The organism is Arcobacter sp. CECT 8983 (genome assembly GCF_004118855.1).
In the GTDB taxonomy this organism is placed as follows: Bacteria; Campylobacterota; Campylobacteria; order Campylobacterales; family Arcobacteraceae; genus Halarcobacter.
Map to the genome: position 1 here is coordinate 47,808 of NZ_PDKF01000008.1, position 19,725 is coordinate 67,532.

At 27.8% G+C, this 19,725-nt stretch carries 20 protein-coding genes; 7 read left to right on the forward strand and 13 right to left on the reverse strand.

Going from position 1 to position 19,725, the window contains the following annotated elements; translation table 11 throughout:
* Position 1: 1 nt before the first annotated feature.
* On the reverse strand, positions 2-697 hold the full coding sequence (locus tag CRV01_RS09170; protein ID WP_129007904.1) for a rhodanese-like domain-containing protein: 696 nt from the start codon (positions 695-697) through the stop codon (positions 2-4).
* 88 nt (positions 698-785) lie between these two features.
* Here CRV01_RS09170 and CRV01_RS09175 point away from each other — a divergent pair, with 88 nt between their 5' ends.
* Entirely contained in the window at positions 786-1,490 is a 705-nt protein-coding gene (locus tag CRV01_RS09175) for an SDR family NAD(P)-dependent oxidoreductase (protein ID WP_129007905.1), read from the forward strand.
* Between the two features lie 22 nt (positions 1,491-1,512).
* Here the strand turns inward: CRV01_RS09175 and CRV01_RS09180 are convergent, their stop codons facing one another.
* Entirely contained in the window at positions 1,513-2,193 is a 681-nt protein-coding gene (locus CRV01_RS09180) for a hypothetical protein (RefSeq protein ID WP_129007906.1), read from the reverse strand.
* Positions 2,194-2,340: 147 nt separating this feature from the next.
* Between CRV01_RS09180 and CRV01_RS09185 the strand changes: the two genes are divergently transcribed.
* The gene (locus CRV01_RS09185; RefSeq protein WP_129007907.1) at positions 2,341-3,420 is read left to right on the forward strand and encodes an efflux RND transporter periplasmic adaptor subunit; all 1,080 of its coding nucleotides are present in this window, start codon (positions 2,341-2,343) and stop codon (positions 3,418-3,420) included.
* A 1-nt stretch (position 3,421) separates the two neighbouring features.
* Positions 3,422-6,466, forward strand: a complete 3,045-nt coding sequence (locus CRV01_RS09190) for an efflux RND transporter permease subunit (protein ID WP_129007908.1) — start codon at positions 3,422-3,424, stop codon at positions 6,464-6,466.
* A gap of 32 nt (positions 6,467-6,498) precedes the next feature.
* On the opposite strand, the gene CRV01_RS09195 is transcribed toward CRV01_RS09190, so the two are convergent.
* The 7 genes from CRV01_RS09195 to CRV01_RS09225 form a co-directional block, all read right to left on the reverse strand.
* Complete coding sequence (locus CRV01_RS09195) at positions 6,499-7,398, reverse strand: DMT family transporter (RefSeq protein WP_129007909.1); 900 nt, start codon at positions 7,396-7,398, stop codon at positions 6,499-6,501.
* Between the two features lie 76 nt (positions 7,399-7,474).
* Entirely contained in the window at positions 7,475-8,248 is a 774-nt protein-coding gene (locus CRV01_RS09200) for an AraC family transcriptional regulator (RefSeq protein ID WP_129007910.1), read from the reverse strand.
* Positions 8,249-8,293: 45 nt separating this feature from the next.
* Positions 8,294-8,866: an SCO family protein gene (locus CRV01_RS09205; protein ID WP_129007911.1), complete on the reverse strand. Its 573-nt coding sequence runs from the start codon at positions 8,864-8,866 to the stop codon at positions 8,294-8,296.
* A complete protein-coding gene (locus tag CRV01_RS09210) occupies positions 8,866-9,354 on the reverse strand; it encodes a hypothetical protein (RefSeq protein ID WP_129007912.1) in 489 nt (162 codons plus the stop codon). The genes CRV01_RS09205 and CRV01_RS09210 overlap by 1 nt, the downstream gene beginning before the upstream one ends.
* Before the next feature lie 4 nt (positions 9,355-9,358).
* Complete coding sequence (locus CRV01_RS09215) at positions 9,359-9,829, reverse strand: copper chaperone PCu(A)C (protein WP_129007913.1); 471 nt, start codon at positions 9,827-9,829, stop codon at positions 9,359-9,361.
* 55 nt (positions 9,830-9,884) lie between these two features.
* Positions 9,885-11,165, reverse strand: coding sequence for a Na+/H+ antiporter NhaA (nhaA, locus tag CRV01_RS09220; protein ID WP_129007914.1), 1,281 nt, complete (start codon positions 11,163-11,165; stop codon positions 9,885-9,887).
* A gap of 3 nt (positions 11,166-11,168) precedes the next feature.
* Entirely contained in the window at positions 11,169-11,543 is a 375-nt protein-coding gene (locus tag CRV01_RS09225; RefSeq protein WP_129007915.1) for a Fur family transcriptional regulator, read from the reverse strand.
* 140 nt (positions 11,544-11,683) lie between these two features.
* On the opposite strand from CRV01_RS09225, the gene CRV01_RS09230 reads away from it, so the two are divergent.
* The 3 genes from CRV01_RS09230 to CRV01_RS09240 all read left to right on the forward strand — a co-directional run bounded on the left by CRV01_RS09230 (position 11,684) and on the right by CRV01_RS09240 (position 14,533).
* A complete protein-coding gene (locus tag CRV01_RS09230) occupies positions 11,684-12,685 on the forward strand; it encodes a metal ABC transporter solute-binding protein, Zn/Mn family (RefSeq protein ID WP_129007916.1) in 1,002 nt (333 codons plus the stop codon).
* The gene (locus tag CRV01_RS09235; protein ID WP_129007917.1) at positions 12,666-14,129 is read left to right on the forward strand and encodes a nickel/cobalt transporter; all 1,464 of its coding nucleotides are present in this window, start codon (positions 12,666-12,668) and stop codon (positions 14,127-14,129) included. Before CRV01_RS09230 ends, CRV01_RS09235 begins: the two co-directional genes overlap by 20 nt.
* A gap of 62 nt (positions 14,130-14,191) precedes the next feature.
* Positions 14,192-14,533, forward strand: coding sequence for a cupin (locus CRV01_RS09240; RefSeq protein ID WP_129007918.1), 342 nt, complete (start codon positions 14,192-14,194; stop codon positions 14,531-14,533).
* Between the two features lie 22 nt (positions 14,534-14,555).
* Here CRV01_RS09240 and CRV01_RS09245 read toward each other — a convergent pair whose 3' ends face one another.
* The 4 genes from CRV01_RS09245 to CRV01_RS09260 all read right to left on the reverse strand — a co-directional run bounded on the left by CRV01_RS09245 (position 14,556) and on the right by CRV01_RS09260 (position 18,120).
* Complete coding sequence (locus tag CRV01_RS09245; RefSeq protein WP_129007919.1) at positions 14,556-14,753, reverse strand: DUF2892 domain-containing protein; 198 nt, start codon at positions 14,751-14,753, stop codon at positions 14,556-14,558.
* Between the two features lie 63 nt (positions 14,754-14,816).
* Positions 14,817-15,434, reverse strand: a complete 618-nt coding sequence (locus tag CRV01_RS09250) for a Crp/Fnr family transcriptional regulator (RefSeq protein WP_129007920.1) — start codon at positions 15,432-15,434, stop codon at positions 14,817-14,819.
* 9 nt (positions 15,435-15,443) lie between these two features.
* Positions 15,444-16,940, reverse strand: a complete 1,497-nt coding sequence (locus tag CRV01_RS09255) for a PLP-dependent transferase (protein WP_129007921.1) — start codon at positions 16,938-16,940, stop codon at positions 15,444-15,446.
* Positions 16,941-16,953: 13 nt separating this feature from the next.
* Positions 16,954-18,120: a PLP-dependent aspartate aminotransferase family protein gene (locus tag CRV01_RS09260; RefSeq protein ID WP_129007922.1), complete on the reverse strand. Its 1,167-nt coding sequence runs from the start codon at positions 18,118-18,120 to the stop codon at positions 16,954-16,956.
* Between the two features lie 145 nt (positions 18,121-18,265).
* Between CRV01_RS09260 and CRV01_RS09265 the strand changes: the two genes are divergently transcribed.
* The gene (locus CRV01_RS09265; protein ID WP_129007923.1) at positions 18,266-19,720 is read left to right on the forward strand and encodes a YdiU family protein; all 1,455 of its coding nucleotides are present in this window, start codon (positions 18,266-18,268) and stop codon (positions 19,718-19,720) included.
* Positions 19,721-19,725: the final 5 nt, after the last annotated feature.

The window sequence follows — 19,725 nt, forward strand, 5'->3', positions numbered from 1 at the left end:
GTTATTTCATCTGTTTTGTAAGTGGTAGGGAAACCCCTACCCAAGAAGCCACTCCTCCTCTGTACCAAAGAATTTTTTCCTTTGGAAATCCTATTTTTATAAGTGTTTTTATAGCCCTTGGTGATTGGGCACACCATGAACCATTACAAAAAAATAGTGCAGTTTTTGCTTTAGTAAAGTCATATTTATTTTTGTCAACTATTTTTACTCCTAAAAGTTCATAGGCTCTTTCATATTCTATCTCAAAATCTTCATCATAAACTAACTCATCATATGGAATATTTACTGCACTAGGAATTGTTCCTTTATCAAACCAATCTTTTGTTCTACTATCTACTAATATATAATTTTTAGGGTCTTTATTGGATTTATTTTCAATAAATTCTAATACTTCTAGTTCTGCAAATGTTTTTATATCTTTATGTATTTGAAGTGGTTGAATAGTTCCTTTTGTTGTAATAAAAGTCTTTTTACACTTTTTATGAACTTTTGAAGAAGCTAAGTTTTCACTTTGAAAAGTTTCCACATTTACTGCTAGATTTAAACACTCTTTGTAAGATTGTCTTTCAATTATATAGTTTTCTTTTTTACCATTTGAGTAAGTATGCTCTACTTTTACACCTTTAAGAGGTAACATTATAGGGTTTATTGCATAAGAATGAATAAAAAAGAAAAATATAAAAATAAGTTTTTGCATAAAGAACTCCTAAATTTATTTTATAGTAAGCTATGGTTTTAATAATATCTATTTTTGATTTAAAGAAATAATTATACAAGGATAAAGTATGTTTAAAAGAGTATTAGTAACTGGTGGAAATAAAGGAATAGGAATAAAAGTTGTTGAAAAGTTTTTAGAACTTGATTATGAAATTATTACAATAGCTAGAAGTTATGATAATTTTCCATATAAAGATAATGAAAAAGTAAAAACTATAGAGTACGATTTATCTGATGTTGATGGTTTAGTTACTTTAGCTAAAGAAGTAGGGGACATTGATATTCTAATAAACAATGCAGGATATATGCAACCAAAATATACTTATAATAACTATCCAAAAGAAGCAAAAGAACATATTATGAATGTTGATTTACATGCTCCTGTTGAGCTTATGAATCTATTTAGTGAAGGTATGAAGAAAAAAGGTTATGGAAGAATTGTAAATACAGCTTCAATTGCAGGACAAATAGGTCATCCTGATGTTTGGTATGGTATTGCAAAAGCAGGGCTTATAAATGCTACAAAAATTTATGCAAAGCTTTTAGGAAGTGATGGTATCACTGTAAATTGTGTTGCTCCAAGTGCTGCTGAAACTGATATGCAAAAAGATAATGATGAAGCAAGAAAAGCTGCTTTTAAAGCTGCTGTTGTAACAAATAGATTTGCCGAACCAGAAGAAGTAGCTGCTGCAATTTTTTGGTTAGCAACAGATTGTCCAGAGTACATAAATGGAATAACAATTGACATAAACAATTGCTTTTATCCAAGATAGGTTTTAAACCTATCTTGGGAAATTAGATTTTTTCAACTTTTGCATTTACTCCAATAACTTTATATTTAAAGCCATATCCATAATCTACATCTGTATTAATAGTTCCTGTAACTTTTATTTTGTCACCTTTTTTTACTTTTTCATCTTCATTTGTTGACCTAAAGATAATTGCATTATCATTGTTTTGGATTTTGATCCAAGTATTTCCCATAACTTTATTTGATACTTGAATTACTTCTCCTTGAACTATTACGTTTTTATTTTTAAACTTTTGTGCATTTTTATAAATAGTTGAAATATCAGTTTTAATAGCTTTTTCTTTTGAAATAGTAATATTATTAAACTTTGGATTAGGCTTTTTTGATGCTTGACCATGAATTCCATGTACATTATCAACTCCATGAATAGCTTTTTTTTGACCTTCAATTTCACCAAAAAGAACTTTATCAAAAGTTTTATCTAAAGTCTTACTTTTAAAATTTGTCATCCATGTTGACTCTTTAAGTGTTACTTTATCTCCAACTTTTACATTAGTTTTTGGTATTGCTGCCCAAATCTCTTCATTTTGTTTTTTTAATTTAATATAGATGTATGCTCCAGAGTTTTGTAACTCTAGAATCTCACCCTTGTGTAGTTTTCCTGCTGCAAATAAACTACTTCCTAATAAAAGTAATCCAATACATATTTGAGATATTATTTTCATCATTTTGTCCTTTAACTGAATAGTTATTCATATAATTTTATCACTATTTATTTATAAAAAAATTGATATTAATCAAAATAGTTAATTTGTTGACAATTAATATATAATAAAAATAATATTAAGTACAATTTATAAATAGGGGTTATAATGAATATAAAAAAAATAATTGCTTTTGTTTTTCTATCAATTTTTATAATAGGATGTGGTGAAAAAAAAGAAGAACAGCTAGAAGAGAAATTTCCTAAAGTTGTCAAAATATATAATCTTGAAGAAGCTGGAAGTTATAAAATTAGTTTTGAGTATCCTGCACAAATAGAGGCATTTCAAGATTCAACATTAGCCTTTGAATTATCAGGAAAAATAGTTGAATTCAATTATAAAGAAGGACAAAAAGTAAAAAAAGGTTCTTTAATAGCCAAACTAGATGATGAGATATATATAGCAGATTATAATAGAGCTAAAGCAAATTATACTCAAGCTTTACATGATTATAAAAGATATAAAAAACTTTTTTCTTCTAGATCAGTTGCAAAAGTAGAACTTGAAAAGCAAAAACAAAATCTTGATATAAATAAAGCCGCCTTCCAGATTGCAAAAAAAAATCTTGAAGAGACAAAACTAATTGCAGAGTTTGATGGAGTATTAGCAAAAAAACTAATTGATGATTATGAAAGAGTTACCGCCAAACAACCAATAGCAAGACTGCAAGATAATTCATTTTACAAAGTAAACTTTTTTGTTCCAGAAACAGATATTTTAAAACTTGATGGGGAACTAACTTTAGAATTTATATCTACAGTTGTAGATTTTTATGTTTATCTTCCAAATATTGATAAAAAGATAGATGCAAAACTAATTGATATTTCAACAACTGCTGAAGAAGTAACAAGAACTTATGAAGCAAGTTTACAAATAACGCCACCAAAAAATTTAACTATACTTCCAGGAATGACTGCAAAGGTAAGAGTTATTGCTAAAAATAAGGGTAAAAACTCTATGTATATTCCATATAAAGCCATTTTTACAGATGATTCAAACTTTTCTTATGTTTGGAAAATAGACAAAAACAATAGAGTTCAAAAGGTAAAAGTTGAACTTGGTAAATTACACGATGATTCTGTTGAAATTTTAAATGGACTTGAAAATGTTTCAAAAATTGTTCTTTCTGGAATTAGATTTTTAAATGAAAATGATGAAGTAAAAGAGTATGAAAAAGTAGGCGAATAAAATGGATATTGCAAAATTTAGTATAAAAAACAAACTTTTTATTTATATTCTTACAATTTTAAGTGTTGCATATGGACTTATTGTATATGAAAAAATGGGAAAACTTCAAGACCCTGAATATACAATTAAAGATGCAATTATTGTAACAAACTACCCAGGAGCAACAGCACTAGAAGTAGAAAAAGAAGTTTCTAATATATTAGAAGAAGCAATACAAAAACTTTCTTACGTAAAAAAGATAGTTACTAAGAATAGTAGTGGACAATCTTTAATTATTGTTAGTATGAAAGATAAATATAATTCAAAACATCTTCCTCAGATTTGGGATGAACTTAGAAAAAAAATTCGTCAAGCTAGTTTGCAATTACCTCCAAGAGTTGAAAAACCATATATAAATGATGATTTTGGTGATGTATATGGAATTCTTTTTGCTGTGTATGGAGATGAATACTCTTATGATGAATTAAGAGATTATGTTGACTTTTTAAAAAAAGAGTTGATTTTAATTGAAGGTGTTGGAAAAGTTGATACCTTTGGAGAACAACAAAGAGCTTTAATCGTTGAAATAAAAAATGAAAAACTTGCAAAACTTGGTATTACTAAAGAGCAAATTGTCCAAGAACTTTATTTAAAAAATCTTGTTCCTTATTTTGGTAGAGTAAATGTAGGAAGTGAATTTTTAAGAGTAGAAGCAAATGGTTTTGAATCTATTAAAGAGCTTGAAAATATTGTAATAAAAAGTACTCAAGGCAAATCTCAGATTCTTTTAAAAGATATAGCTTTGATAAAAGATTCCTATAAAGAACCAAGCTCTGAAATTTTGTATTATGATGGTCATAAATCAACTGCAATAGGAATTTCAACAACAAATGGTGGAAATGTTGTTGCCATGAGTAAACTTGTAAATGAAAAGTTAAAAGAGCTTGAAAGTAAAAAACCATTAGGTATAAAGCTTGGAGTGATTTCTGAACAAGGTGCTGATGTTGAAAAAGCTATTAACTCTTTTATTTTAAATTTAATTGAAGCAGTTGCTATTGTAATTATTGTTTTACTTCTTTTTATGGGACTTAGAAGTGGTCTAATTATTGGAGCAGTTTTACTTGTAACAATTATTGCAAGTTTTATTTTTATGCCACCTTTAGGAATTATGTTAGAAAGAGTGTCTTTAGGAGCTTTAATCATTGCCCTTGGTATGCTCGTTGATAATGCAATTGTTGTTGTAGATGGTATTTTAGTGCGTATAAATAGGGGAATGGAAGCAAAAGCAGCAGCTTCTCAAGTGGTAAAACAAACAGCACTACCACTATTAGCTGCAACAATTATTGCTATTTTAGCTTTTGGTTCAATTGGTTTATCTCAAGACTCAACAGGGGAATATACAAGATCGTTGTTTTTAGTTGTAATGATATCCCTTGGACTTTCATGGATTACTGCAATGAGTTTAACTCCAATTTTAGCAGTGCAGTTTTTAAAACCTGTAAAGAAAAAAGAAAATGATGAAGAGTATAGTTCTTTTATTTACAAAATATATGGTTCAACTCTAAAGTTTGCAATAAATAATAGGTATTTAATAGTTGTTTTGGCAATTATAATTTTTTCTCTTTCATTACTAAACTTTAAACATATAAAGCAGAGCTTCTTCCCTGATTCATCAAGACCACAAATTTTAGTTGATTTTTATCTTCCTCAAGGAAGTTCAATTGAAGCAACAAGTGAATATTTAAACTCTTTAACAAAAAATATAAAACTAATAAATGGAGTTGAACATATATCAACTTTTATTGGAAGTGGTAGTTTGAGATTTTTATTAACATATGAACCAACTCATCCAAATGCTTCTTATGGTCAAATGTTAATAGATGTTGATGATTATAAAAAGTCAGACAAGATAATTAAATCAATTGAAACTTTAACAAAACAGACATATCCAGATATAAATGTATATGGTAAAAAGTTTATCTTAGGGCCAGCTTCAGGGGGTAAAGTTCAAGCAAAAATTTTTGGAAAAGATATAGATAAGTTAAGAGAGTATGAACAGAAAGTTTATAATATATTTTCACAATCACCTTACTCAAAAGGAGTTAGAAGTGATTGGAGAAATAAAGTAAAGGTTTTAAAGCCAGTTATCTCTTATGAAAAAGCAAATTTAAATGGTATTACAAAAGATGCTATAGCTCAGGCTATACTTGATACTTTCCAAGGAAGAACTATTGGAGTTTATAGAGATGGAGTTGAACTTTTACCTATTATTTTAAGAGCTCCACAAAGTGAGAGAGAAGACATTAAAAATATTGAAAATATTCAAATTTTTTCTCCTGTTGCTAATAAAATGATTCCATTAAAACAAATAATATCTTCTTATGAAACTATTTTTGAAGATGATATTATTTATAAATATAATAGAAAAAGAGCAATAACCATTCATGCTGATCCAATTGCAGATAAACTTCCAAATGATTTGTTATTTGATATTAAAGAAAAAGTAGAAAATATTCAGTTTGAAAATGGTTATTATATACAATGGCATGGACAATACAAAGAATCAAGAGATGCCCAAGAAGCAATTATACAATCTCTACCATTTTTTGGAATACTCATGGTTTTGATAGTAATTGGTTTATTTAATTCAATAAAGAAAACCCTTGTTATTTGGCTTACCATTCCTTTTGCTTTAATTGGAGTTGTGATAGGACTTTTAATTATGGATTTGCCTTTTGGATTTATGTCTTTACTTGGTTTTCTAAGTCTTTCTGGGATGTTAATAAAAAATGCTATAGTGCTTATCGATGAAATTACCATAGAACATGAGGTGAATAAATTAGATTTAAATGAAGCTATATATAACTCTGGATTAAGTAGGTTAAGAGCTGTAACAATGGCTGCATTTACAACCGCACTTGGTATGCTTCCATTGGTTACTGATCCTTTTTTTGCATCAATGGCTGTTGTGATTATTTTTGGTTTAGTTGTTGCAACCATGCTTACAATGATTTTAGTTCCTGTGTACTATTCAATTTTCTTTAATGCAAAAAAATTAGAAAAATAAAGGATATAAATTATTAAATAAAGGTATTCTATCTAGAGTTCAACTTTTTTCTTTTTGTATATTTTTATATTATTTAAAATCTTTACTGCAATTATAGTCATGATTGTTCCAATAATAATTGAAACAGTGATGTTTTCTTTTAAAAATAGTGCACTTAGTGTAATTGCGGCAAAGGGAACTAAAAATATAAAGCTACTAACATTTGCAGCTCCTAGTTTTTCTATACCTAAAAAGAAAATAGTATTTGCAAACGTTGATGCAAAAATAGTGATTGCAAAAAGATTTATATAAAATATTGAATCAAATTTCTCATAAGCAATAGTTGTAAAATCCATAAAGAAAGTAGCCATAAAACTACTTACTATATATAGATAAAAAGTAAAAACAATTGGTGATATCTTTGTAGCTTTTGAACTTGTTATTGTAAGAAGAGGCCAAAGAATTGAGGCTAAAATAAAATATAAATTATGAATAACAAAAACTTCATCTAAATGTGCACTCCAAACATTTAACATTGTTAAAACACCTAATGCTCCTAAAGTTAATGCAAAATAGTCTTTTTTGAATATCTTTTTACTTCCAAATATTGCAAGTATTAAAAAAGTATTAATAGGAATAAGTGTAGTTACAAATGCCCCACCTAAACTAGCAGTTCCTAATTTAGTACCAAGATAAAAATATTTCATATAAGCAACAAGTATTGCTGAAGCTACAATAACGATAAGAAAACTTTTTAAATCAATTTTAAAAGATTTTCTAAGTACTAGCATAATAGGAATCATCGTAACAGCAGTAATGATATATCTAAAAAACATTACATCATATTCGTTTATATAAGAGCTTAAAACTTTTATGTTTACCCACGAGCCACCCCAGCCAAGCATGGCAAAGAACATTAAGATATAAAATATATTTTTATTTGATTCAGTCATTGTATAATCTTTTTTTTCAGGGATTATACTATTTACTCGATTTATTTGTCTAGAATAAAATTGCGAATTGTAAAAATTACTTTTTTAAATATGAAGGTGAGTATCCAAAATATTTTTTGAAGTTTCGTCCAAAATGAGATTGATCATTAAATCCTACTTTTACACTAGCTTCACTTATTGATAAACCTTGTTTTATAAGATTATTTGCTTGATTTAGTCTTTCATTTATGATAAATGCATGGGGTGTAAGCCCAAACTCTTTTTTAAAAAGTCTTAGAAAATGATATTTACTCAAATTTACATTTAAAGCAAGAGTATCAAGGGAAAAGTTTGTATCTATTGAGTCTTTTATATATTCGTATGTATCTTTTACTATTTTTTTATCTTCAAATATTTTTTTATACTCTTTTGTATATAAAGTATTTGAAAGTATTAATTCAGATAAAGCATCAATAAGAAGTGTTTCTATTATCATTGAATTATTATTTTTAAAGTAAGTAGTGAAAAAATTATGAAGTTTTATAAAAAGTGTTCTATTTTCAATAATATGTCTTTCAAAAATTGGAACTTTTTTTTCATAAAACATTTGTTCATAGATATCTGATATAAGTTCAATTGTTGGATAAAAATTTACATGGGACCACTTTTCGGATTTACCTCCATGAACTTCTCCTGGATTATTTATTCTAATAGAATATTCATAAGAGTTATATGACTGGTAAGAATTATATGATTTTAGTACACCTTCATAGGTTAGACCTATTGTGTAGGTATCATGATAATGTTTAGTAAAGTCGTCATTTGAGGATTTTACATTTTCAAATAGTATATTTTCTAATATTTTGCCCATATTAAATTATAGCAAAACTATTAGAAGTATACTAGAATGATATTGCTACTTTAAAATAGTTTCTAAACTCTCTTTGATTTTACTAGGGTCTGAAAAGTGATCAACTTTAGCTTTAAATTTACCATCTTTATCAAAAAGATAGATATATGAAGTGTGAGAAACTGAGTAACCCATTGCTGAATCATCTAAAGAAATTTTTTCATAATAAGTTTCATATCTTTTTGTAATATCATCAATATTCTCTTTATTTGAAGTTGCTCCAATAAAGTTTTTATGAAAATATTTTGCATACTCTTTTAGATTTGATAGTGTGTCTCTATTGGGATCTACACTTATAAATAAACCTACAAAATCTTTTGTTTTGTTTTCATCAAAAGATTTTAATGCTTGAGATAATGAACTTAATGAAGTAGGGCAAACATCAGGACAATATGTATATCCAAAATAAATTGCTAAAGCTTTTCCTTTAAAATCATCTTTTGAGATTTTCCCATCTATTGTATTAACAGTAAAATCATATTTTTGACTTTCTTTATAATCTTCAACAAAAGGTTTTAATATTGAAATCAATATTACTGCAACTAAAAAAATAATACCTAATTTAAAAAATGTTTTCATTATATATCCGTTTTAAATTGAAATCTTGCACCAATGTTTTCAGTAGCTTTTTCTATTTTTATATCTGCATTCCATTGCATATCTCCCACAGGACAAGTAGGAAGTGTTCCTATAGCTTCATAATTTCCATTACCTAAATTTTTGATTGGAAGATTAAAATCACCCATAAACATATTTGTAGCATATATGTTTAAAGTCAAATTTTTTAAAGTTTCATTATTGCTTTTAATGATAAATTTAAGTGGTTTCATAAGTGGAATAGTTTTAGGTTCCACACTTAAAGTGAATTCTGTTCCATCTTGTATTTTTATTGTGCAAGAGCTTTGATGTAAATCACATTGTTTATTTTGAGTTACATATTTTACTTCACCTTTTAAAGATTGATAAAGTTTATTGAAATCTATTGCAAAGTACCCTATAACAATTAAAAGTATAATACTAAGTTGCAGTATTATACTTTTAAGATTGCTTTGTTTTTTTGTATCCATGAAATTAGTTTTTCATTCCATTTTGCATATCTTTATGATTTCCATGGTGTTTCATTCCACCCATCACAGTTTTAACAGGAGCTGTGATAGTTTTTGTTTCTCCATTAGATAATTCTAATGTTAATTCAACATTTTCACCTACTTTTAAAGGATTGTATAATCCAATTAACATAATATGAAAACCACCTGGTTTTAAAACAGTTTGTGATTTTGAAGTTACATCAATCTTTGGAACTTGATACATTTTCATAACACCATCTTTCATGTCATGTGTATGTAGTTCAACAACCTTTGATACTGGTGATGAGGCTTTAACAATTGCAACATCTTTATCTGTATTATTAATAACTGTCATAAATGCAGCAGAGTTTGGTAATCCTGGAGGTGTAGCTCTCACATAAGAGTTTTTAACTTCAATAGATGAAGCAAATAAAGCAGAAGCTATTACTAATAATCCAAGTAGAGTTTTTTTCATTTTTTGCCTTTTATAATTTTTGAAATAATTTTATATTACTTGTGTTAAAAAATTGTTAATTTATTTTAACTCTTAGTAATAAAATCACACCAATAACTGCGGCAATAAATGAAGCTGCAAATACACCAAGTTTAACTGCTGAAATAACTTCTTCACTTACAAAGGCTAAGTGAGTAATGAAAATTGACATTGTAAATCCAATACCAGCAATAAATCCAACTGCTAAAATCTCACTCCAAGAAATAGTATCTGGTTTTTTAACAATCTTAAATTTATGGGCTAAATAAGTAAACCCTAAAATCCCAATAGGCTTACCAATAACTAGACCAAGTACTACACCTAAAACAATTGCTAAGTTAGCATGAACTGTTGAGAAATCTATTAAAACCCCTGCATTTGAGAATGCAAATAAAGGCATAATAAAAAATGCTGATAAGCCATGTAAGTTATGTTCTAATCTTACAAGAGGATTTTGAACTTTATCATAACCATAACCGATAGTTTCTAAAGCATCAATTTGGTGATGATTTAAAACTGGGACTTTATCCATGTTTTTTTCAAAGTCATCTACTGATTGTCTAGTTTCTTTGATAAATTCTTTTTCATCTATTTTTGAACTAATAGGAATGGCAAAGGCTAATAAAACACCAGCGATAGTTGCATGGATACCAATTGCATGTATGTAAACCCAAAGAGCAATACCTAATATAAGATAAGGTAAAAGGTTAGTTACTCCTCTTTTATTTAAAATCCAAATAAGTGCATATATAATACCCGCATGCAAGAAGTATTGAGTTTGAATATCACTTGTGTAAACAGTTGCTACAACTAAAACAGCACCTAAATCATCAACTACTGCTAAGGCAACTAAAAAAAGTTTTAGTGCAGGATTTACTCTTTTACCTAAAAGCATTAATATACCAAGGGCAAAAGCTATATCTGTTGCCATTGGAACACCAAAACCTAAGGGATTACTAGGGTTTAAAGAAACATAAATAAGAGCTGGAATTACCATACCACCAACTGCTGCAATTAACGGGAAAGAAGCTTTTTTTATAGTTGAAAGTTCTCCAATTAACATTTCTCTTTTTATTTCTAAACCAACCATTAAAAAGAATAATGCCATTAATGCATCATCAATCCAATAAGTTAAAGTCATAGAGACTTTTATTTCTCCAATATTAATTCCAAGAGGTAAGTGCCAAAGGTCATAATAAGCTTGTCCAAGACTTGAATTAGCAACAATTACAGCTGCAAGAGTTGCAACAAATAATAAGATTCCACTTAAGGCTTCTTTATTGATAAACTTTTCTAAAGTAATCAATGGTTGAATCATATTTTAATTTCCTTTTTTTAAACAATTTGGGCAGATACCCTTTATAACAATATTATCTATTTTATATCCTACTAAATTGAAAAATGGGCTTTCATGAATACACTCTATTTTTGAACAACTAGTACAAATAAAGTGTGAATGCTCACTTTTTTGAAACTCAAAATATCTTTTTCTATCATTTGATTCGAAAGAAGTAATAATATTTTGATCTTCGAAAATAGAAATATTTCTATAAAATGTAGCTTTATCCATTTTTAATTCATCTTTTATGTCTTCATAACATAGCGGACGTTTAGTATTAATAAGTATTTCTAGAATTGCTCTTCTAGCTGTTGTTAATTTTACATTAGATTTGTTAGCTATTTTTTCTATGTTCATCTTTTCATTATATCTTATTTGTTTTAAATTTTCTATACTTAAAAAGCTAAAAAATACAACTAAGTTGCATAAAAGTTTTTATATACTAATATTTCAAATAAAATGCAACTGGGTTGCAAATAGTATCACAAAGGTAAAAAATGAAAAATATTTTTATAGCTTTTTTTGCATTGTCTGCAATATTGTTAGCTAAAGAAGTTACTGTAAGTATAGTTCCTCAGGAATTTTTTGTAAAGAAAATAGCAGGAGATAAGGTAAATGTAAATGTTATGGTTAAGCCAGGAGCTTCTCCTGCTACTTATGAACCAAAAGTATCACAAATGAAAAGATTAGCACAGTCAGAAATTTATTTTGCAATTGGCGTTCCTTTTGAAAATGCTTGGTTAGAAAAGTTTGAGAATGCAAATAAAAGTATGAAAATTGTTGATACTTCAGAAGGCATTGAAAAATTAGAAATGCAAGCTCATTCTCACCATGACCATGATGAGCATTTATCTAAGCATGAAGAAAATGGGAATACTCATCACGACCATGAAGATGAACATGCACACCATGACCACGATAAAGATGAACATGAACATGCACACCATGACCATGAAGAGCATGATCATGATGGACATAAAGAAGAATCAGAGCACCATGGACATGAACATACAGGACTTGACCCTCATATTTGGTTAGAACCGACATTAGTTAAAAATCAAGCAAAAATTATCTATAGAGAATTAGTTAAAATAGACCCAGAAAATGAAGAGTTTTATAAAAAAAATTTACAAACTTTCTTAGTAGAGTTAGAGTCTTTAGATGCTCAGATAAAAGCTATTTTGAAAAAATATGAGCATAAGGCATTTATGGTATTCCACCCATCATGGGGATATTTTGCTAAAAAGTATCATTTAGAGCAAATAGCAATTGAAATTGAAGGGAAAGAACCAAAACCTTCTCAATTAGTTGAGCTAATTGAAGAAGCAAAAAAACATGATATAAAAGTTGTATTTGTAGCTCCACAGTTTTCTAAAAAAGGTGCAAAAACTATATCAAGTACTATTAAAGCAAATGTAGTTACAATTGACCCATTATCAAAAAACTGGGATAAAAATCTATTAAAAGTAGCAAAAGAAATTGCAAACTCTTATAAATAAATTCTTTTTATTTTTATTTATTTCAAGTAGTGCACTTTATGGGTGCGCTATTTGTACTATTTATTCTCCTGAAACAAAATTCTATGTTGAAGTAGATGCTTCACCTAAAAAAATAAATACTGCAAAAGTTACTTGGGTATTAACAAGAGAATTCACCGACTCATTAAAAGATGTTTATGATAAAAATGCAAACAATTTTTTTGATAAAAATGAATTAGAACTTATTGAACAAGCTATTTATGATTATGTTGTTCCTAGAAATTATTTGGTTCAACTTTCTTATTCAAAAACTTTAGATAAAGAGAGTTTTCTTCCTATAAACGTAAATAAAAGAAATGTTTATATTAAAAACTCAATTTTACATTTTGATTATACTATTGATTTGAATTTTGAGGTAAAAGATGAGCATGTTTTATATTTTAGGCTTAGTGATGATGAAAACTATTTTGTTTTAGTGCATTTTGATAAGTTATCAAAAATTAATAAAATTGAAGATGTTAAAACAACAAAAATAGCAACTAGGGATGAATTGATTTTTAATTTCACCCTTGAAGGTGCACTTGCCCAAAAGCCTACATACGAAAAAAATGTTAAACAAATAAAACAAACAGAAAAAGAAATAGCAAAACAAAATCTATATGAAGAATCAGATAAAGAAAAGAATCAATCTATTTTAAAAGATTTTGTTAAAAAAGTTAAATACTATCTTGTAAGAATTGAAAATGGTGATAACTTAGCTTTACTTATGCTTTTAGTTGTTTCTTTTGTTTATGGAGTTATTCATGCTTTAGGTCCTGGACATGGAAAGTCTTTAGCTTTTTCATATTTTATGGCAAACAAAAGTTCATATACTAAAGCTTTTATAATTTCTCAAGCTAGTGCTTTTATTCATATAATTGGAGCCATGATTTTAGTTATAGTTTCGATTTTTATTTTGCAGTCAGTTTTAAATAGTTTTGTAAATGACTCAGTGGAAATTTTAACAAAGTTCTCTTCTGTGCTTATTATGGCTTTAGCCCTTTTTATTTTATATAGAAAAATCAAAAATAAAGGTTGTTCTTGTAGCTCTTGTTGTTCTACTTCTACTAAAACAACTAAAAGTCCTTGGAGTACTAGTAAACCAAAAACAACAAATAGTTTAAAGCCAAACTTTATGAAGCAAGACTGGTATTTTGTAATAACTTCAGGACTTATTCCTTGTCCAGGTACGGTAGTATTGTTTATTTATGCTTTTGTTTTAAAAACTTATTTTGCTGTAATTTTAGCTTCCATTGCCATTAGTTTTGGAATGGGTCTTGTGATTTTTGCAAGTTCATTTTTAGGTATTAGTGTAAAAAATTTAAGTGAAAAATCTCATAAAGTTACATATGCTTTAGAGATTATTGCTCCAATAGTGATGTTTATCTTAGGAATCTTTCTATTTTTAAATGCTCAGATTTTTTAATTGATTGAAATCAACAGCTAAACTTTTGTATTTGATTATACTTACAATAAAAAGGTCTTCAAATGCAAAAGTTTAATATTTATGACAAGATAGAATATAGTGAGGAAAAAGTTTTAATAACTCCTATGTTTGATGATGAAAATAGAAAAGAAATAAGAATAGTCTTTACAAAAAATCAAATAATGAAAGACCACAAAACAAAGTTTCCAATTACTGTTGAAATAGTTGAAGGTTCTATTGATTTTGGAGTAAAGGAAGAGGTTTTTTCTTTAGTAAAAGGTGATATTGTTGCTTTAGATGGTGATATTATGCATAATCTAAAAGCAAATGAAAATTCAGTTGTAAGATTAAGTTTATCAAAAAATGATACTACAAATAGAGTAAAAGGTGTTTTAAAACTTTAAACTAAAGGTTTAACCCTTTAGTTTATTCTTTATTGCAAGATGAACCACAAGTATTGATTTTAAAAGGACAATAAAGTGGACACCATCTAATAATACCTGTTGCAAGAGGTATTAAGCCAATAAGTCCAAGCCAACTGTTCATGATAAAACCAGCTACGATTATTACAAGTCCAACTACTATTCTAAGTGCTCTATCTATATTTCCAACATTTTTGTTCATGACTTTTCCTTTTTAATCTATGTTATTAAAAGTATAGGATAAAAAGTTCTTTTTGTCAGTAACTTATGTTACATTATTTAAAAGTTCTATTTTTTTTCTGTGAAGTTTTACTATCTTTTTATTTTCTAGTTCTTTTAATACTCTTGAAACAACTACTCTTGAAGTACCTAGTTTACTTGCTATTTCTTCATGGGTTATTTGAATAATATTATTATTCTCTTTTTTTAGTAAGCTTATTATTCTTGAGTCTAGTCTTTTGAATTTTATATCTTCAATTAATGTAGTTAAGGCAGTAAATTTTACAGAGAATAAAGAAAAAATATATTGTTGATAAGTAGGAGATTTTATCATTAGTTCTTGAACTATTTTTGCAGGAATCAACCAGCCTTTGATTTGAGTTGTTGTTTGTGCGGTTGCAATTGCAGGTGTATTTGATATTGTACTTGATACATTAACTATACACTGCTCACCTTTTTTTATTTCATATAAAGGAATAACTTCACCTATATCTGCATAAATCAATAGTTCAACTGAACCTTCTTCTAAAAAAAGGATATCTGTGCAAATATCCCCTTGATTAAATAGTGTAAAGTTTTTTTCAATTTCAATATATTTTGAGTTATCAAGAATATATCTTTTCTCTTCATCAGTTAGATTTTTATAAAACTCAAACTCTTTCAAAATATATCCTTATGATTCTAACTTTTTAAACTCATTGATTATCTCTTCAATGGGTTCAACTCCTACAGAAATACGAATTAAATCTACTGGTAAATTAACTTCTTCTAAATGTTTTCTTCCACTTTCTGTAATAATTAAATCATAGTGTGCAAGATAAGTATAGGGCATAAGAAGTGTGAACTCTGTTCCTAGGCTTGGTCCTTTTGCAAAATTTAATTTATCATAAGTTTGAGTTAAAGGCTTTGTAAATTCAATTGAAATAACTCCACAATATGAATTATCATCAATAATTGTTTGAGAATAAAGCTCTTTATTTTCTTCATCCATACAGTGATAAACTTTTTTTATTAAGTCAGAATTTTCAAGGTATGAAACAAGCTTTTTAGTATTTGTTGAAATAGCTTTTACTCTTTCTTTATAATCTTTTATCTCATATGCTAATCTTTGCATCTCTTTTATATGTACTGGTTCACAGTGTTTAAAAAACTCCCAATTCATATGTGAAAGAACATGTTTTTTATTTAAAATAACTGCTCCCATTAAAACATCTGCATTTCCACAAGCAAATTTTGTGAGTGATTCTACAAAGATATCTGCATAGGCAGTTAAATCAAGGTTGAAAGGCGTAGCAAATGTTGTATCAATAATCAATGGAATATTATACTTATCACAAAGCTCTCTAAGTTTTTTTATATCAAGGCATTTTAGTAAAGGGTTTGTTGGAAGTTCTGTAACTATAGCACTAACTCTTAAACCATTTTCTTTTAAATACTCTTCTAATAAATCAAGTCTATTAAGATGAGGAAAACTTTTTGATTCTTGATTATGATGATTTATTATATTCATAGTATCAAGATATAACCATCCTAATTGAATTAAAACAGTTCTTCCATTTTTTGCTTGAATTGAATTTATTCCTCTTATTGCACTGTACATAGCATTCATTCCTGAAGGTGCTAAGTGTATATTTTCAAATGGTTGTTTATATGCATTAGCTAAAGTAGAAATAATTATATCTTTTGCATTTTCTTCTTTTTCTAGAGTTTCTTTATGAATCTCTTTTATTAAAACTCTTTCATAAAGATAACTTTCTGCTAGCCTTGAAGAAAGATTACAACCAACATGTTGAATATAAGTTAAAACTCTTTGTAACTGGCAAGTTCCATTTTGAACTAAAATTACTCCAAAGGGTTCATCTATATCTATTTTATTGTGAATATAATATTTATCACTTACAAGTTTAACGGCTCTTTGTGAACTTAAAAGTACTACTTCATATGCATCACTTACTTTGTACTTTTCTTTTATATAACAGGCAAGTTTTTTTAAATATGGATGAAGTATAAACCTTGGATAACCACTTTTTATAACTTCTAAAATTTCAGGTGTTTGTTCTTCATAATCAATCACATCTTGAATATTTGGCATAGAAACAGAAACTGCATGAACATTTTTTACAGGTAATGTTTGCCCACAAGAAATATGATTGAAATAGTTTTTATTCATAGTTTGACTCTTTTTAAATTACTGCCTGTTTAATATCTTCAATCAAGTCTTCAATATTTTCTAATCCAATAGAGAATCTAACAGTTCCTTCAGATATTCCAATTGCTTCAAGCTCTTCTTTACTAAATGATGCATGGGAAATCTTAGCAGGAATTTCTATTCTACTATCTGGACTTCCAAAAGAACACTTTTCCCCAAAGATTTTAGTATTTTCAATAAATTTTTCTGCCAACTCTAAACTTTCAAAATCTGCACAGAATACACCAGGAATATACTCCATTTGTTTTTGAGCTAAATCATATTGAGGATGAGACTCTAAAGCAGGGTGAGTTACTTTTGTAATATAGTCTTGTTCTTCTAGGAAGTTTGCTATTTTAATAGATGAATTTTGATGTTCTTTCATTCTAACTTTTAGTGTTGGAATACCTAAAGAGATTAAGTACACGTCCATTGGATTTTGACTTCTTCCACCTGCATTTGCATAATAGTGAATTTGTTGAGCTAAGTCTTCAGTTTTAGCAACAATTGCACCTGCAACTACTGCTCCATGACCAGATATATATTTTGTTGTAGAAAATAAAGAAAAATCAGCTCCTAAATCTAGTGGCTTTTGAGAAATAAATGTTGCAAGAGAGTTATCAACTGCAAAAAGAGCATGATATTTATGTGATAGTTTAGCAACTTCTTCTAAATCAATAATTTTTAGACCTGGATTTGTTGGGCTTTCACAAAGAACTAAATCAATAGGATTATTTGACAGTATTTCTTCTATCTCTTCAAATTTAGTAAAATCAGCAAAGTGAACTGTTACATTATATTTTTCTTTAAATACTTTTAATAATCTAAATGTTCCACCATAACAGTCTGCTTCAACTAAAATTTGAGAATTTGCTTTTAAAGTTGTTTCAAATAAAAGTGCAACTGAAGCAATACCTGTATGCGTACAAACGCAACCAGCTCCATTTTCAACTTGAGTAAATAGGTTTTCTAACATTTCTCTTGTTGGGTTATCTGACCTTGTATAGTCGTAAATTTTACCATTTTCTGATGAAGAATCTTGCTTTTTTAAATCAAAAGTTCCTGTATTGTAAATAGGAAAGTGTGAAGCACCTGCTACATCTTCAAATGGAGCAAATTTAGCTATATGGCTTAATGAGGTTTCAACATGCAAATCTTTCATAATAGTCCTAATTTTTTCGCCGATTATAGCTAAAATTTTCTAAGAGTAAATTTTGTAAGCTAGCTTAATTTAAAAAAGTATTTGAATAGTTAAATAAGATAAAAAATATCTTATTTTATAATTGATAAAATATGAAGAGGTATTAATGAAACTAAATGAACTAGAAGCAAAGTGTGATTACTTTGAATTCGATGATAAATTTTATGAAAAGATACAGCCTCAACCACTTTATGATGCACATTTAATAAGTTATTCTAAAAAAGCATGTGATTTAATAAACTTAGATTATGGTGAGTGTGAAACACAAGAGTTTGTAGAATTTGTAAATGGAAAGAAAACTTTAAAAGGCTCAACTGCTTATTCTCAAGCTTATGCTGGACATCAATTTGGTTATTATGTTCCACAATTAGGGGATGGAAGAGCTATAAATTTTGGAAGTGTAAATGCTTGGCATTTACAAACAAAAGGAGCAGGGCTTACAAAATATTCAAGACAAGGTGATGGAAGAGCTGTTTTACGATCTAGTATTAGAGAATATATTATGAGTGAAGCTATACATGCATTAGGAATACCTACAACAAGAGCACTAGCAATAATTGGTTCAAATCATCCTGTTCATAGATCTTATGAAAAGGAAGAAACAGCAGCAATAGTTTTAAGAATGTCTCCTTCTTGGATAAGAATAGGAACATTTGAGTATTTTGCAAAACAAAAAGATACAAAACATCTAAAACAGTTACTTGATTATGTAATAAAAAACTCATATTCTCATTTAGAAGGTTTAGAATACTCTTATGAAAGGTTTTATTTTGAGCTTGTAGATAAGACTGCAAAACTGATGTCACAATGGATGGCATATGGATTTATGCATGGAGTTATGAATACTGATAACATGTCAGTAACAGGGCTTACTATTGATTATGGTCCATTTGCATTTATGGATAATTTTGAGATGATGTGTATTTGTAATCATACAGATATAGAAGGAAGATACTCTTATAATAATCAACCACATATAGCAAAATGGAATTTAGAAGTTTTAGCATATGCATTAAAAGATGTTTGTGATGTAAATAAGCTACTTGAATATTTAGATACTTTTATGTCCTCTAATCAAAAACACTACTTAGAACTTATGAATAAAAGATTAGGTTTAGATGATAATTTAAGTGGTGATTCTAATTTAAATTTAGTAGTTTCATTATTAGAAGCTTTAGAAGTATCAAAGTGTGATTATAACTGCTTCTTCTGGGAACTTACAAAGATAAATTCACTTGAAGATTTTTCAAATGTTTTAGACATAGTTCCTATTAGAAAACCTTTAAAACAGTGGTTTGAAAAATATGAAGATACTTGTAAAAAACAAAACCAAGACTTTGAGTCTATGAAAAAATTAATGAAAAAAACAAACCCAAAATATGTAATTAAAAACTATATGCTTCAAGAGTCTATTGAAAAGGCAAAAGAGGGTGATTTTTCTTTAGTAAATGATTTGTTAAAAATTGCTCAAAATCCATTTGATGAGCATAAAGAGTTTGAAAGATACTCTAATCCAACTCCTAAAGAGTATGTGAATTTACAGTTAAGTTGTTCTTCTTAAGAAGG